Below are 15,414 nucleotides of genomic sequence, written 5' to 3'. Positions count from 1 at the left end.
CGCCCGCCCGCCTCTTCTCGTAAAATCCAACCGCATCAGCCGCCCCGAGCCTAAAATCCATCAGCGGATGAAATATCCGGGCTAGCGTCCGGTTCATGCCGCATGTGCAGGAACCGGGGGCTAGCGCCCGGCGGCTGATGAGCGAACTAACGACCGATCCGCGCAAGCGCCCGGCGGCGGAAGAATGATCGAGGCTCGCGATTCACGCGCGGTCGATGTAGCGGTTGACGATCGCTTCGAGCAGCTCCTGGCGCCCGCTGGCGTTGGCGGCCACTTCGCCTTTCTCGAGCATGTACTGCTCGAGCTCCGCGAAGCCGACCTCGCCCGCTTCGATCTTCGCTCCGATCCCTGAGTCCCAGCTGGCGTAGCGCTCTTCGACGAGGCGGCCAAGGGCATTCTCCTCGAGGATTGCCGCAGCGACTTTCAGCCCCTTCGCAAAGGCATCCATGCCGCCGATGTGCGCGTAGAACAGGTCGAGCGGTTCAAAACTCTCCCGACGCACCTTGGCATCGAAGTTGACCCCTCCGCTTCCCAGCCCACCATGCTTGAGGATGACCAGCATCGTCTGAGTGGTCAGATAGTAGTCGGTGGGAAATTGGTCGGTGTCCCAGCCGAGCAGCAAATCACCGGTGTTCGCATCGATGCTGCCGAGCGCCCCTTGCATCCCCGCGTAGTCGAGCTCGTGCATCATCGTATGCCCGGCCAGCGTCGCGTGATTGGCTTCGATGTTCAGCTTGAACGAGTCGAGCAGATCGTAGCTTCGCAGGAAGTTGAGACAGGCCGCTGCGTCGCTGTCGTACTGATGTTTTGTCGGCTCTTTCGGTTTGGGTTCGATCAGGAATTGACCGCTGAAGCCGATCGATTTGGCATAGTCGATCGCCATGTGAAAGAACTTGGCTAAATGATCGAGCTCGCGCCGCATGTTGGTGTTGTAAAGCGTTTGATACCCCTCGCGGCCGCCCCAAAACACATAATTTTCGCCGCCGAGTTCCTTGGTGACTTCCAAACATTTCTTGACTTGGCTGGCCGCATAGGCAAACACATCGGCGTTACAACTGGTCGCCGCTCCATGCATGAATCGCGGGTGGCTGAACATGTTGGCCGTGCCCCACAGCAGCTTGACGCCGCTCCGCTGCTGCTCTTCCTGGAGAACTTTGGCAACCGCGTCGAAATTGCGATGCGATTCGGCCAGCGTGCCGCCCTCGGGGGCCACGTCGCGATCATGGAAAGCGTAGTAAGGAGCCTGCAGTTTCTCGAACAGCTCGAACGCCGCCCGCGCCCGGTTGCAAGCGTTCTCGACCGAGTCGCTGCCGTCGTCCCAGGGGCAGATCATCGTGCCGGCGCCAAACGGATCCGAGCCGGTGCCGCGGAACGTATGCCAGTAGACCACCGAAAACCGCAGATGCTCCCGCATCGAGCGGCCAGCGACGACCTCGTCCGGGTTGTACCACCGAAACGCCAACGGGTTGTCGCTCTCGGGGCCTTCGTACTGGATCACATCAATGCCGGGGAACGCACTCATCGCGGGCAACTCACCTGGGGACAGAAATTTTGCGTCAAGGTCGAGCGGGTAATATCGAGCCCCCCGCCGCGGCGAACAACCAGGGCGGGCGGACGGGACTGGTTGAGGGTCAACGGCGGATCACCCTCCCCCCGGGAGGGTCGCGAGGAACGAGCGGGGAGGGTTTCCGCAACGGTGAATTTCATTTGAGGTGCAGTCGTTGAGGATAGCTCTCCCTCCCCTCGCTGACGCTCGACCCTCCCGGAGGGAGGGTGCCTGACCTACTTCTTGCGGTCGAACTGGCTCTCGGCGATCACCATCGCGGCGCGGTGCTCGGCGAGGATTTCCGCGATCTCCGCGAGCACTTCGGGGTGCTCTTTCGCCACGTCCCGCTTCTCACCGGGATCGACTCCGAGGTGGTACAGCAGCGGCGGATCGTGCCGCTCGGGTCGTCGCGAGCCGGGTCCGTAAGCGTCGCGGGTGATCAGGTGGGCTTTATAGTCCCCGTGGCGAACCGCCATCAGTTGATCGCCGCGATAGTAGAAAAAGGTCTCCCGAGGGCTCGGCTTTCCCGCGATCAGCGTCTCCGAAAGATCGTAGCCGTCGATCGGCCGGTCGCTCGGCGGCGCCACGCTCGCCAGCGAGCAGAACGTCGGCAGCAGATCGAGCGTGCTCGACAGGGCGGGGCTGGCCACACCACTGGGAATCGTCCCTGGCCACCACACGAGCGTCGGTTCCCGCATCCCGCCTTCCCACGTCGACCCTTTGCCGTCGCGGAGCAACCCGGCCGAACCGCCTTGCTCGTCGTAAATCAACCACGGACCGTTGTCGCTGGTGAAGACGACCATCGTTTTTTGGTCGAGTCCTTGGTCGCGAAGTTCGCCGAGGATCTGCCCGACGCTCCAGTCGATCTCCTCGATGACGTCGCCGTAGATTCCAGCTCGCGAACGCCCTTCGAACGGCTTGCTCCGGAACAGCGGCACGTGCGGCATCGAGTGGGCGAGATACAGGAAGAACGGTTCGTCGCGGTGCTCGCGAATGAACTCGATTCCCTTCTCGGTGTAGCGCCGGGTGATCGAGCGCTGATCGGTCGGTTGCTCGACAACCGTCGCCACGGCACTCCCTCGCGACTCGAGCAAGGGAACGTTGAACGCTTCGAAATACGGCTCGCGGACAACGTGCTTTCCCGAGCCGCCGACGCGGTCCATGTCGTTGGAGTAGGGGATTCCGAAGTACGAGTCAAAGCCGTGCTCCGCCGGCAGGTACTCGGGGAGATGCCCAAGATGCCATTTGCCGACGCACCCGGTCGCGTACCCCACTTCTTTCAGCTTCTCGGCGATCGTCCACTCCTCGGCTGGCAGTCCGCCGACCGAGTCGGGAAACAGCACGCGGCGGTTGCCCCACATCCCGCTTCGCTGCGGCAAACGCCCGGTCAGCAAGCCGGCACGACTCGGCGAACAGACGCTTGCCGCTGCATAGAACTGCGTCAGCTTCGTTCCTTCGCTGGCCATCCGGTCGAGTTCGGGAGTGGCGATCGTGGGATGGCCAAAACAGCCGAGGTCGCCATAGCCCAGATCGTCGCAAAAGATCACCACGAAGTTGGGCCGCCGATCCGGTTCGGCAGCCTCCAGTGGTGCTCCGCTCCAGAGGGCACTCGCAAAGGCAGCTCCGGTAAGAGCCACTGCGAACAGCCCGCTCAGAAAACGCATCACGATCTCCGACAAAAACTCAGGAAGATTTGGAACTGGTAAAGCGCAACAACAACCAGTCGCCGAGCGACGGCCAGAGATGGCCAATGGCGACCAAGGGGCGGAGGTAGCTGGGGCGGAGGACGTCCGGTGAGCGGCGGCGGACGATCCGCACGACCTCGGCCGCGACCTGCTGCGGCGGCAATCCTTTCACCCGCGTCCCCCCGCCGGGACGAGCCGCCTGCTCGGGTAATCCCGAGTCGGCAGCCAATTGGCTCTCGTACCGCTTCCCCTCGTCGTCGCGACGGATCGGGCCGGGATTGAGCAGCGCGACGTGCACGCCCCGCGGCTTCCACTCCAACCGCATCTGCTGGGTCAGGCCAGCCAGAGCGTGTTTGGCGGCGGGGTATCCGCCGAGGTAACGGGCTCCCACCTTGGCAGCCAGCGAGCCGATATTGACGATCGTTCCCCGCGAGGCCTCGAGCGCCGGCAGGGCCGCTTGCGAGCAGAGCAGGGCGGTGGTGACGTTGGCCGCGATCAGCGTCTGCAACCGCTCGGCAGTGAGATTCTCGACCGTCCCCCGGTCGCTCATCCCCACGTTGTTGACCAGCACGTCGAGCCGCCCGAAGCGATTCACGGCGTCGGCGAACGCGCGGGCAACTTCCTCGGGATCGCCCACGTCGGCTGCGATCGCCACGACCTGCGGCAAGCCAGAATCGGCAGGCGTCTGGCTCGACCCCGAAAGGGGCGGATCAGCAGTAGCCTCGGCAAGCAATCGCTCGCGAGCCTGCTCGAGCTTCTGCTGCGAGCGGCCGACGACGACGACGTGGTAGCCGGCAGCCCACAGGGCAGCAGCGATCTGCCGCCCCAGACCGGCCGATCCGCCGGTGACCAGGGCCACCGGCCCATCGACGCGACCCTTGACTTGCTGCTCGACGTGCTGCTCGCGAGAGTCGGTCATGCGGCTCAGACTCGAACCTCGTAACCGGCTCGCTGCTCACGCCGCTGCATGCTCCGGGCCTGCTCGTCGCCGACGATCTGCTGGGCATCGGGATCCCACGTCAGCTCGCGGCCGAGCCGGATCGCAATGTTCGCCAGGTGGCAGGTCGTCATCGCCCGGTGATGGGTATAGACGTCGCTGATCGGTTGCTCGCGGCTGGCGACGCATTCGAAGAAGTTTCGCATGTGGGCGTTGCCGCCGCCGGGCTGTTTGCCTTTGTAGAGCTGGACCAGGGCGTCTTCGGGAAGCGGGTTGTCGGCCAAGTCCTCGACCGGTTTGCCGGTCAAGTCGCCGCGGCTGACGAACAACCGCCCCTGGTCCCCTTCGATCAAGATCCCGTTGCGTCCGTCGCTGCGGATCTCCATCAGCACGCCGTTGGGAAACTCGCACTCGACGACAAATCGGGTCGCCGTGTTGTAGCGGGACGGATCGGTCGGCATGCCCTGGTCATCGAGTGGCACCGGGTGCTCGACCTCTTTGGGAGTCACGCGGATCGGTCCGGTGTCGGTTTGCTCGATCGCCCACTGGGCGATATCGACGTGGTGGGCACCCCAGTCGGTCATCTTGCCGCCGCTGTACTCGTACCACCAGCGGAATTCGTAGTGGCAGCGAGTCTCGGCCCGCCCCTCGGGTTTCTCGGCAAAGCGATAATCGACCAGGGGCGTCTGTCCCAGCCAGCGTTCCCAGTTCAGTTCCTTGGGAGGATCGACTGCGGGAACTTCGCCGCTGGCCGGAGCGCCGCCAATCACACAGGTCACTTTTTGGATCTTGCCGAGCCGTCCGGCGTGAGCGATGGCGACCGCTTTGAGGAATCGCAGATCCATCTCGCTCCGCTGCTGCGTGCCGACCTGGAACACGCGGCCGGTCTGCTCCAAAGCCTCGATGATCTGCTTGCCTTCCTCGATCGTCAGCGTCAGCGGCTTTTCGCAGTAGACGTCCTTGCCCGCCTGCATCGCCTCGATGGCAATCTTCGCGTGCCAGTGGTCGGGCGTCACGATCGTGACGATCTCGATGTCGTCGCGGCGGAGGAGTTCGGCGTAGTCTTCGTAACCGTCGGGTTCGCTGCCGAGCTGATCCTTGACGATCTTTTTGGCGTCGGCCAAGTGTCGGGCGTCGACGTCGCAAACCGCGACGATATCGCCAAAGTGCATCGCCGCGCGTCCCACCGCTCTCCAGCGATCGCCGGTGCCGATCGAACCGACCCGCGGGCGTTTGGGCGTGGCTTCGGCTGGCGGCTCGTCCGTTTGGGGTTCACTCGCGGGGGGCTCTTTCGCTGGCGGCTCGTCTCCGCGAGCCGTCGCTCCGCTGCTGGCGGCGACCCAACTGGCCCCGGCGGCGAGCGCACTGCTTTGTAAAAACTGGCGGCGATTCGAGCGGTCGGCCTCACAACCCTGGTGGTCGAAGTCGTGCGGCTGGTCGCCCGCATCGGTGGAGGAGAGGGGCTTTGGCATGGGCGGATTCTCCGGTGTTGAGTGGGGACCAAGGACTGCCCAGCGTCCCTTCGCAGCCGCGCTGGACGCTCCAAAATGCGGGACGGGCTCAGTTTAACCACTCCCCAGCCCCTTCACACGCCGCCCGATCCCGCGGGAGGGTGCGAGCAGAGTGGTTCCCCGTTTGCGTAGCGATAACCTACATTTGCCGCAGGGCTCGAACGTGCCCCACTGCGTCCCCCGCCGTCGTAATCCGCTGGCCTCCCTTTCCGCTGGACACCATGTCACGACCGACTCTCTGCGAAGCGTGCACGAAAATTGTGGCCACTGTCGGCCCCGCCTGTGACACGGTCGAGCGTCTCGTGACGCTGATCGAACACGGCGTCGATATCTTTCGCATCAACAGCGCCCACGGCGACCGGGAGCAGCACAGCCGGACGCTGGCGAACATCCGCGCCGCTTCGGCCCAGGTCGGCTACTCGGTCGGCGTGCTGCTCGATCTGGCGGGGCCCAAGCTGCGGCTCGGAAAGCTGCTGGAGGAACCGCTGCAGTGCGAGCTGGGGATGGAACTGACGTTCGTCCGCGGCGACAAACCCGGCTCGCCGACCGAGCTGACCAGCAGCTATCCGCGGTTGATCGACGAATTGAAGCCGGGCAATCACGTGATGCTTGCAGACGGCACGGTCGCCCTGCGAGTCGAGGAAGTGCACGCCAATCGGGCTCGCTGCCGAGTGATCGGCGGCGGGGAGATTCGCAGCCGCCAAGGGATCAATCTGCCGGGCGTGGCGCTCAGCGTCTCCTCGATGCGGCCGCGCGACGTCGACAACGCGATTTGGGGCGCCAAAGAAGGAGTCGATCTGATCAGCCTCAGCTTTGTCCGCACCGCCGAAGACGTGCGGTCGCTCAAGAACCTGCTGACCAGCTACGAATCGACCGCGCTGGTGATCGCGAAGATCGAAAAGCGGGAAGCGCTCGAGCACCTCGAATCGATCGTCGACGCTTCCGACGGCGTGATGGTGGCTCGCGGCGATCTGGGCGTCGAGATCGACGTGGCCGAGACGCCGGTCGCCCAAAAGCGGATCATCCGCATCTGCCGCGACAAGTTGAAACCGGTGATCGTGGCCACGCAGATGCTCGAATCGATGCACCACAACAAGCGGCCGACGCGGGCCGAAGCGAGCGACGTCGCCAACGCAATCCTCGACGGGGCCGACGCCTGCATGCTCAGCGGCGAGACGGCGATCGGCGAATTTCCGGTCGAAGCGGTCGATACGATGCACCGGATCATGATCCATACCGAGCAGGAGATGCTGACTGCGATCTCCGATCCCCGCCAAAACGGCTCCAACCGCGTTCACCCGATCACCTCGGCCGTGGCTTACGGAGCGACCACGATCGCCGAGTCGATCGGGGCGAAGCTGATCGTGATCGCCACCCGGAGCGGCGGGACGGCTTGGGTCAAGAGCAAGCAGCGGAGCCTGATTCCCACGCTCGGGGCCAGCGACAACGAGGAAACGCTGAGGCGTATGACCCTGTTCTGGGGAATCAAGCCGTGCCGCGTCTCGCAGCTCGACGACGCCGAAGTGCTGTTCGACGAGATTAGCCGCTGGGGTTGCCAGAACGGCATGCTCGCTCCCGGAGACCGAATCGTGTTCGTCACCGGCAACTCGGTAATGCATCACGCCCACAACCTGCTGGTCGTCCACTCGGTGACCGCCGAGTCGTGCCGGATCGGTGCCGTGGCGACTTCGCCCACACCCAGTTCACCCGAGCCCAGCCCGCCAGCGCCAAACCCGTCCACACCAAAACCCGTGCGCGAACCCGCCACCCCCGAATAGCCTCTCGTTTCCCGCTGCCGCGGTTCATCGGTTGACCCGCGGCGCGCCGCGGCGTAACCTTCGAAACAACGCTTCCGCGAACAACCCCCGAGTTCGATGAACCGACTGCAGCTCCTATCGCTTCTACTTCTGCGTCCCGGCGAGGACGAGCGATAGGGGTTTGCCCAGAGCGGTTGTGACGCAACCGCCGGAAAAAGACACAACCAACCCCGAGGCTCGGCCCGCCGAGCCTCGGGGTTTTTTCGTATCCTCACCGCCTCCGCCCCACTCCCATTTTCCCAGAGCTCCCGACGATGACCCCCAACGGCCCCACCAGCCCCGCAGACCCCACCAGCCCCGCAGCCGCTCCCTCCGCCTCCGCCATGACGGGCGCGTCGCCGCGGAACATCACGATTTTCGACACCACGCTCCGCGATGGCGAACAGTCGCCCGGAGCGAGCATGAATCTGGTCGAAAAGCTGGAGGTGGCTCAGGCTCTGGTGGAACTCGGCGTGGACGTGATCGAAGCCGGTTTTCCGATCGCCTCGCCGGGCGACTTTGAAGCGGTCCAGCGGATCGCCTCGTCGGTCCGCGGGGCGACGATCTGCGGACTCGCTCGCTGCAACGACAAAGACATCGACCGCGCTTGGGAAGCGCTCAAGCAGGCGCCGCAGTCGCGGATCCACGTCTTTCTGGCGACCAGCGCCATCCACCGCGAGTTCAAATTGCGGATGACCCCCGACGAGATCGTCGCCCGAGCCGTGGGCGGGGTCTCTCGGGCCGCCGGATATACCGACGACGTCGAGTTCTCTCCGGAAGACGCCTGCCGCACCGAACACGATTTTCTCTGCCGCGTGGTCGAAGCGGCCATCTCGGCGGGAGCGACCACGATCAACATCCCCGACACGGTCGGCTACGCCACGCCGGAGGAAGTGTTTGAGCGGATCACGATGCTCCGCAACCGCGTGCCGAACATCGACCGGGCGGTGATCAGCATCCACTGCCACGACGATTTGGGGATGGCGGTGGCCAACAGCTTGGCGGCGGTTCGGGCGGGCGCCGGGCAGATCGAATGCACGATCAACGGCATCGGCGAGCGAGCCGGCAACGCGGCGCTCGAGGAAGTCGTGATGGCGATGCACACCCGCCAAGATTATTTCCACTGCACCACCCACATCCAGACCGAGCGGCTGGTCCCCACCAGTCGGCTGGTCAGCAAGACGACCGGGATCAGCGTGCAGCGGAACAAAGCGATCGTCGGCCGCAATGCATTCGCCCACGAGTCGGGGATCCATCAAGACGGGATGCTCAAGGAGCGGTCGACCTACGAGATCATGTCCCCGGCCGATGTCGGCTTCTCCAAAACCGACTTGGTGCTCGGCAAACACTCCGGCCGAGCCGCGTTGGCCGATCGGGCGCGGGCCCTCGGGTACCAGTTGACCGGCGAACAACTGCAGGAAGTCTTCGAGCGGTTCAAGGAATTGGCCGACAAGAAAAAAGAACTCTACGACGGTGACATCGTCGCCCTGGTCCAACAACAAATCAGCGGCAGCGTTCCCGAGGAATGGTCGCTGGTCGATTTCGAAGCGATGTCCAGCACCCACGGAGTGCCGCGAGTCAAATTGACGTTGAGCCACGCCGGGGAAGAAAAAACCGAAACGGTCGAGCAGGGGGACGGGCCGATCGACGCCGCCTTCTGGGCCGTCGAAAAGATCACCGGCGTGTCGGTCGTCTGCAAGGACTACGGCGTTCGCAGCGCGACGCTCGGACGCGACGCGATCGGCGAAGTGAACATCGAAGTCGAGCACCAAGGACGGGTGTATCGCGGCGTCGGGGCGAGCACCGATACGGTCGAGTCGACGATCCTGGCCGTGCTCAACGCCGTCAACCGGATCATCGCCGAGACGCGAACGGAAAACTGAGTACTGAGTACTCGCCTACGGATGCCGATCGATGGTGAGGTAGCGGAGCAGGCTTCCGGCCATCGCCGCGCCGCTCAAAAAGGCCCCTTCGATCCGCGGGCCGCCGCACCAGTCTCCGCAGGCGCCGAGCCCGACGGCTCGGTCCCAGACGCAGCCCGCTTCGTGCGTCTCCGCGAGTCGCGAGGAGCTCGCCAGATGGGGCGAGCTAGCGGTCGCCTGGAGGCCGGCTGGAGGTCGCACCGCGCCGGGAGCATGGCCGGCCGGAGAGGGAAGCCCGGTCAGAGTCTGGAGAGTGGCGGAGGTTTGCAATCGGGCAGGGGTTGGCAGGGGCAGGGCGGAGCGCCAGCGATGGGCGGCGATCGAGACCGGATTGCTCACGTGCGCCCCGGTCGCCGCGGTGAACGCGGTCAACAATTTGACCAGCACCTCGTCGCGCTCCTCCTCCAAATGCTTTTGCGACCACTCGGCCGTCGCGTGCAGCACCCAGGTCTCATTGCCGCCGCGGTGCGGTTTGGAATTATTGCGAGCGATCCAGTTGAGCGGACTGTGGTGCACGAATGCAGCATCGAACTCCAGCCCCAGCGTTCGTTCGAGCTCCACCATCACCGCCCAGCACGGCGCCATCTCCACCGCCGAGATCGCCTCGGCCAACTCCCGCTGCGAGGCGAACACCGCGGCGGCTTGGCGAGGCGGGCAACAGGCGACCACATAATCGAACTCGCCCAGGTTGCGGCCGTCGTCGCTGCTCAGCCGCCAGCGTCCGAGCGTTTGCGAAACCGGACTTTTCGCAGCCCGTCCTCCTCCGCTCGTCCCCCCTTCGATCGCTTCCACGCAGGTCTCGAGCTCGACGTGGAGATCGGCGGCCAAGTGCTCCGCCAGGCTTCGCATGTCGGGCACGCCGACGTATCGCGGCAGATCTTCCTTGAGCTCGGAGATCCTGGGGCCGCCGCTCGGCAGCTCTTCGATTTCCACGATCCGCCCATTCCAGGGAGCGACGACCCCGGCTTGAATCCAAGCTCGAACCATCCGCGCAAATCGGGCATCGCGAGCGGTAAAGTATTGGGCTCCGTGATCGAACGAGGCTCCCGAATCGGCGTGCCGCGTGGCCATCCGTCCGCCGACGCGATAGGAGCGTTCGAAAACGGTCACCTCGATTCCGAGATCCGCCCAGATCCGTGCGGCCACCAACCCCGCCATTCCGGCTCCGATGACCGCGACCCGGGGCTGCTGGGGGATCACCGGGCGATCGACCTCAGCTTCGAATGCCGAGAGCTCACCATCCTCCACGGACCAGGCAGGTTCCGATGCCGCGAGCTTTCCTAGCACCGGACGCTCGGCATCGCTCGGCTGGCCAAACTGGCCGAAGCTGCTCAACAGACCGCCGTAGCTGTAAGGATCGCGACCGTCGAGCGCGAACCGGTGGTTCAAGTCGAGGGCCCACTGCAAGGCCTGGCGGGGATCGGACGTCCACCGCAGCAGCGACTGAGCCCACCTTGGCAGAGCCTCGGGATGCAGTTCCCCGTGCTTGAGCAGGCTCCGCTGGCAGGCGTCCCAAAACCGGTCCTCGGTCCGCGCTCGGGCCAGCTGCTCCCACGTCCTCTCCGCGGCTCGCGGATCGCTCACGTGCCGGAGGAGCGTCTGCCGAGACCAATCAGGCAGCGTCTCAAAGAGCTCGACCGCGTCGCGGACGTGATAACAGAAGTGGTGGGCGAACTCCCGGAACAGCAGCCGATCGACCAGCCACCGAGCGGGCTCCTCGCGGAACGCTTCGCGGGCGATCCGCAGCGGACTGACCATCCCGTAATGCAAATACGCATGCAAGCGGCTGAAATCGTCGCCCAAGACCGCTCCGCCAGCCCGGCTCGACGGCCCGTTGCGTCTCCAGCGGTGGTAACCGGCGCGGCTCCCGCCCGGCATGTCGATGACCGGCGAGACCGAGTGATCGATCGAGCACGCTCCGATCAGCTTCGCCAGATCCTGGTCCTGCAGATCGAGCGATTCGAAAGGCAGCCGGCCGCGATACCTCGCGCATTCGACCGGCTCGTCCTCCCAGGAGCGAGCGACCCGTTGCTGGAATTCTTGCTCGGCACCCTCGCGAAACTCGGCCACACCGGTGTACAGCTGCTCGAATCGGGGCATCGGCACGATACAGCTCGTGTCGACCGTGAGGATCGGCGTGCGGGTCGAGGCCCGCAGCCGCTCGAGCCACCCCAAAAAAGGCTCGACCGGCGACTCTTCCGTGACCAGGACAGCCGCGGCTCGAACGAGCGTTCTCAGATTCGGCCCCCGGGCACCGGCCCGCTGCAGGTGGAAGGCGAAGCGGATGCCGCGATCGCTCAACTCCCGCTGAACGTCCCGCGCCCCCTGCAGGATGAACGCGTGATGCCGGTCCGATGCATAGCGGTGGGTCTCGCAGAGCCCCTGATAGACCAACAACGACAGATCGTTCTGACGAGCCAGGCAGAGCGCCACGTCGAGCGCCGGGTTCTCGTGGCCCCGCAGCGCGTTGTGCATCCAGTACAGCACGAACGGCTCTTCGGTCGGCCCCGGCGACTCCCGAGAGACGACCGGAGACCGCCGCGCGGCAACGATTCCTGGGCGTGGCATGGCCGCATCGATGGACACCTCCCAACGGAGGCGCTCCTCCAGCCGTTGCGGCAATGTTACGTCCACTCACCACCCCTATTGATCGCCGAGTCCCACCTCTCCCTCTCGCGCCGCGTCGTACAAGGATAGACCCTCGACAACACCAGCCCCACCCGGCGACCGGTCGCTCCGCTCAGCGGCCCGACGAAACCCGCGGCTAGCGCCGTCGGCTCATGTTTTGCGTTTCTGGTAGATCGCCGTGAGCAGGGCCTCGACGTCTTTGAATTTCTTGCCGCTGTTGACCATCTCATCGATCAATTGCCGCGCATCGGACTCGCTGTGGCCGAGGGCGAGCAGCGCGTCGAAGGCGTCGCGGGCCACGTTGCTCACGACTTCGGCGTCTTCCCCAGCCCCTTCGCGGCCGACCATCAGGGCAAAGCGGGGCATTTTCCGCCGCAGCTTGGCGACCACTCGCTCGCTGGTGGCCGGTCCCACACCGGGCAAACTCGACAACGCTTTCGTATCCTGCGACTCGATCAGAATCGCCAGCTCTTTGACGGGCCGAACCATCGCCCGCAGCGCTTTTTTGACTCCGACTCCATCGACGCTGCAGAACAGCTCAAAGAATTGGCGTTCCGGCTCGGTCAGAAAGCCGACCAGCCGCGGGGTCAGCCGTCCACCTTGAGCCGCGTTCCCTTCGAGGAAGTCGAGCGTGTGCATTTTGACTTCCTTGTTCAGCTGGGCCTGCAACTGCCGACGCACATAGTCGGGGATCAGGACCTCGTACTCAAACGGCGGGACCGAAAGCGTGGCCGCGTCCTCGTCGAGTCCCACCAGCACTCCTGAAATTTTGGTAATCAAGCAATCCTCTCAGGTTCCGCAGGATCAGCCGCCACGCGCTAGCGTCCGGTTTCCGCGATGTTTCTTGGAACCGGGGGCTAGCCCGGATGATTCATCAGCCGCCGGGCGCTAGCCCCCGGTTCTCGAATATGCCGTAACAACCGGACGCTAGCGCGTGACGGCTGATGTGACGAAAGTGACAACCCGACGCTAGCGTGTGGTGGCTGATGGTGACGAAAGTGCATGGCATCGCCGTTAGGCGGCAGCCAAGCGTGTGAAGTGATACCCACAGAGGGCAATCGCCAGGGCGTCAGCGACGTCGGCCGGCTCGGGCAGAGTGTCGAGGTTCAGCTGGAGTTTGACGGCCAATTGCATTTGTGATTTCGGAGCCCGGCCGCTCCCGGTCAGCAGCTTCTTGACCCGCGTGGGGGCGTAGCTCTCAACCGGAATGCCCGCCAGCTGGGCTGCTAAACAGATCACCCCCCGGGCGTGTCCCATCAAGATGGCTGTCCGCGGCCGCTCGTAGTGCGAGAACAACTGCTCGAGCGCCATCATGTCGGGGCGGAGCGTGGCGACGATCTCGCTGAGCGCCTCGTGCAACTCGCCGAGACGGTGCTCGAGCGAAGCCCGCGACTTGGTGCGAATCACTCCCGCTTCGACCAGCCGGATTCCCCGCGGGCTCGTCTCGATGACCCCGTATCCGGACGTGTTCAGTCCGGGGTCGATTCCCAAAAATCGTCCCATTGCCGCAGCCTTCCCTTTGCCCAAGCCTTCCCTGAGTCTCCGCGGCGGTGGTTGCCGCGGAGTGCGTTTCGAGAGGAGCGGGGTTCGCGGTCGCGACTCCTACGACCGCTGCCGTTCCCAGCTCGTACCATCCTTGCTGTCGAGCAGCGACACGCCGCAAGCGGTGAGCGAATCGCGGATCGCGTCGGCCATTGCAAAATTCTTGCTCGTCCGCGCCTGCTTGCGGAGCTCGATCAAGATCTCCATCAGCTGGGCGGCGAACTCCGCACCGTCCTGGCCCCCACCGCCGGCAGCCGCCTGCGGTTTGGCGAACAAGCCGAGGACCGCCGTCAGCTCGCGGAGCACCTCGGCTCCGGTCAGCAGCGTTTCGAATCCCGCGTCGGACGATTGGGCTCCGGCGGCCAGTTGCTGCTGGTCGATGTGCCGATTGAGCGTCCGCAGCATGTCGAACAACACGCTGATCGCCGCTCCGGTATTGAAGTCGTCGTCCATCGCGTCGAGGTACTTTGCTCGCTGCGCCGCGAGGGCGGCGAGCGTCGCGTCGGCGTCGGCCCCTTCCCCCTCGGCGAGCGCGCTCGCGCGTCGCCAGCGAGCGGCGGGAAGCGAGTAGAACGAGCGAGCGGTGATCTGTTCAAACCGATCGAAGAAGCGATAGAACGCGTCGAGTGCCGTTGCGGCTTCCTCGAGCCCCTCGTCGTTGAACACGATCGTCGAGCGGTAGTGAGTGCGGAGCAGGAAAAACCGCAGCCGCTCGCCGGTGTGCCGCTGAATCAGCTCGGAGAGTCCGCCCGCCCCTTTGCTGCGGCTGATCTTGCCGGCCGACTGTTCCTCGATCGCCACCGCGTCGAGCCCCTCCGTCGTGGCTCCCCCCTCGGCGGCTCCTGACTCGGCGGCTCCTGACTCGGCGGCGCGGTCCGAACGGCCGCCGACTTTGCCCGCCGCCCCGGCCCGCATCAGCCCGTTGTGCATCCAGTACTTGGCCATCGGAGCGCCGTGGCAGCAGGAACTTTGGGCCCGCTCGTTCTCGTGATGGGGGAAGACCAGGTCGAGCCCCCCGCCGTGGATGTCAAACGTTTCGCCCAAGTAAGCGTGGCTCATCGCCGAACATTCGATGTGCCAGCCCGGTCGGCCGTTCCCCCACGGGCTGGGCCAACTCGGCTCGTCGGGTTTGGCCGACTTCCAGAGCGCGAAATCGCCGGGCGAACGCTTTTTGGCCGCCGCGCCCCCGCCGTCGCCGAGCATCTGATCGGTCAAGCGATTCGAAAGCTGGCCGTAGTTCGGATCGCGGGCGACGTCGAAGAACACGTCGCCGCTGCTGGCGTAGGCATAGCCCTTTTCGACCAGCGTTTCGATGAAATGAACGATTCCCTCGATATGGTCGGTCGCCCGCGGCAGTTGGTCGATCTGGTTGACCCCGAGCTCCCGGAGATTCGCCAGATAATCGGCGGTCATCTCGACCGCGATCTGGCTCATCGGAATCCCCCGCTCGCGCGACTGGGCGATCAACTTGTCGTCCACGTCGGTGATGTTTACGACCCAGGTGACCTGATACCCACAGTAGCTCAGGTAGCGTTTGATCGTGTCGAAAATCACCGGGCCGACCATGTGGCCGATATGCGATTCCTTGTAAACCGTCGGCCCGCAAAGATACATCCCGACGTGCGGGGGCCGCAGCGGCGCGAACGGCTCTTTGGACTTCGAGAGCGTGTTGTAGACGCGGATCTCGGGGAGGGCCGCGGCGCTGCTCGCGGACGATGCGGTGGCGGGCGCTGTACTCATGGGCTTTCGTCTTCCGTGGTCTTCCGTGGGCTTTCGTCTTCCGTGGCTCAAACGTACCACTTGCGGATTATAGGAAACCCGGGCGATTTCCGCAGGGTGGATTCCCG

The 15,414-nt window shown here is 64.8% G+C and carries 10 protein-coding genes; 2 read left to right on the top strand and 8 right to left on the bottom strand.

Translation table 11 applies throughout. The features are described 5' to 3' along the window. Positions 1–202: 202 nt before the first annotated feature. The 4 genes from xylA to GNK13_RS17615 form a co-directional block, all read right to left on the bottom strand. Positions 203–1,522: a xylose isomerase gene (gene xylA / locus GNK13_RS17630; RefSeq protein WP_164103869.1), complete on the bottom strand. Its 1,320-nt coding sequence runs from the start codon at positions 1,520–1,522 to the stop codon at positions 203–205. A 260-nt stretch (positions 1,523–1,782) separates the two neighbouring features. Beyond that, a complete protein-coding gene (locus tag GNK13_RS17625; RefSeq protein ID WP_164103868.1) occupies positions 1,783–3,210 on the bottom strand; it encodes a sulfatase family protein in 1,428 nt (475 codons plus the stop codon). Between the two features lie 19 nt (positions 3,211–3,229). Further along, positions 3,230–4,150 carry an SDR family NAD(P)-dependent oxidoreductase gene (locus GNK13_RS17620; RefSeq protein WP_164103867.1) on the bottom strand — a complete coding sequence of 307 codons (921 nt, stop codon included), beginning with the start codon at positions 4,148–4,150 and terminating at the stop codon, positions 3,230–3,232. 5 nt (positions 4,151–4,155) lie between these two features. Beyond that, positions 4,156–5,640, bottom strand: coding sequence for a Gfo/Idh/MocA family protein (locus GNK13_RS17615; RefSeq protein ID WP_164103866.1), 1,485 nt, complete (start codon positions 5,638–5,640; stop codon positions 4,156–4,158). 260 nt (positions 5,641–5,900) lie between these two features. Here GNK13_RS17615 and pyk point away from each other — a divergent pair, with 260 nt between their 5' ends. After that, on the top strand, positions 5,901–7,457 hold the full coding sequence (gene pyk, locus GNK13_RS17610) for a pyruvate kinase (protein WP_164103865.1): 1,557 nt from the start codon (positions 5,901–5,903) through the stop codon (positions 7,455–7,457). 362 nt (positions 7,458–7,819) lie between these two features. Next, positions 7,820–9,358 carry a 2-isopropylmalate synthase gene (locus tag GNK13_RS17605; RefSeq protein ID WP_164103871.1) on the top strand — a complete coding sequence of 513 codons (1,539 nt, stop codon included), beginning with the start codon at positions 7,820–7,822 and terminating at the stop codon, positions 9,356–9,358. Positions 9,359–9,373: 15 nt separating this feature from the next. On the opposite strand, the gene GNK13_RS17600 is transcribed toward GNK13_RS17605, so the two are convergent. The 4 genes from GNK13_RS17600 to cysS all read right to left on the bottom strand — a co-directional run bounded on the left by GNK13_RS17600 (position 9,374) and on the right by cysS (position 15,307). Continuing rightward, a complete protein-coding gene (locus tag GNK13_RS17600; protein ID WP_164103864.1) occupies positions 9,374–11,965 on the bottom strand; it encodes an FAD-dependent oxidoreductase in 2,592 nt (863 codons plus the stop codon). 210 nt (positions 11,966–12,175) lie between these two features. Further along, positions 12,176–12,805 carry a Holliday junction branch migration protein RuvA gene (gene ruvA / locus GNK13_RS17595; protein WP_164103863.1) on the bottom strand — a complete coding sequence of 210 codons (630 nt, stop codon included), beginning with the start codon at positions 12,803–12,805 and terminating at the stop codon, positions 12,176–12,178. A 234-nt stretch (positions 12,806–13,039) separates the two neighbouring features. Then, entirely contained in the window at positions 13,040–13,528 is a 489-nt protein-coding gene (gene ruvC, locus GNK13_RS17590; protein ID WP_235935314.1) for a crossover junction endodeoxyribonuclease RuvC, read from the bottom strand. 99 nt (positions 13,529–13,627) lie between these two features. Further along, positions 13,628–15,307 carry a cysteine--tRNA ligase gene (gene cysS, locus GNK13_RS17585; RefSeq protein WP_164103862.1) on the bottom strand — a complete coding sequence of 560 codons (1,680 nt, stop codon included), beginning with the start codon at positions 15,305–15,307 and terminating at the stop codon, positions 13,628–13,630. Positions 15,308–15,414: the final 107 nt, after the last annotated feature.

The organism is Candidatus Laterigemmans baculatus (genome assembly GCF_010367455.1).
Taxonomy (GTDB): domain Bacteria; phylum Planctomycetota; class Planctomycetia; order Pirellulales; family Pirellulaceae; genus Laterigemmans; species Laterigemmans baculatus.
Note: the sequence above shows the minus strand (reverse complement) of the source record. Positions and strands in the feature narration are given on the sequence as shown.

Coding starts and splice junctions, on each gene's coding strand:
- GNK13_RS17620 (WP_164103867.1), bottom strand. CDS start 4,150: ATGACCGACTCTCGCGAGCAGCACGTCGAGCAGCAAGTCAAGGGTCGC.
- xylA (WP_164103869.1), bottom strand. CDS start 1,522: ATGAGTGCGTTCCCCGGCATTGATGTGATCCAGTACGAAGGCCCCGAG.
- GNK13_RS17605 (WP_164103871.1), top strand. CDS start 7,820: ATGACGGGCGCGTCGCCGCGGAACATCACGATTTTCGACACCACGCTC.
- pyk (WP_164103865.1), top strand. CDS start 5,901: ATGTCACGACCGACTCTCTGCGAAGCGTGCACGAAAATTGTGGCCACT.
- GNK13_RS17615 (WP_164103866.1), bottom strand. CDS start 5,640: ATGCCAAAGCCCCTCTCCTCCACCGATGCGGGCGACCAGCCGCACGAC.
- cysS (WP_164103862.1), bottom strand. CDS start 15,307: ATGAGTACAGCGCCCGCCACCGCATCGTCCGCGAGCAGCGCCGCGGCC.
- GNK13_RS17625 (WP_164103868.1), bottom strand. CDS start 3,210: ATGCGTTTTCTGAGCGGGCTGTTCGCAGTGGCTCTTACCGGAGCTGCC.
- GNK13_RS17600 (WP_164103864.1), bottom strand. CDS start 11,965: ATGCCACGCCCAGGAATCGTTGCCGCGCGGCGGTCTCCGGTCGTCTCT.
- ruvC (WP_235935314.1), bottom strand. CDS start 13,528: ATGGGACGATTTTTGGGAATCGACCCCGGACTGAACACGTCCGGATAC.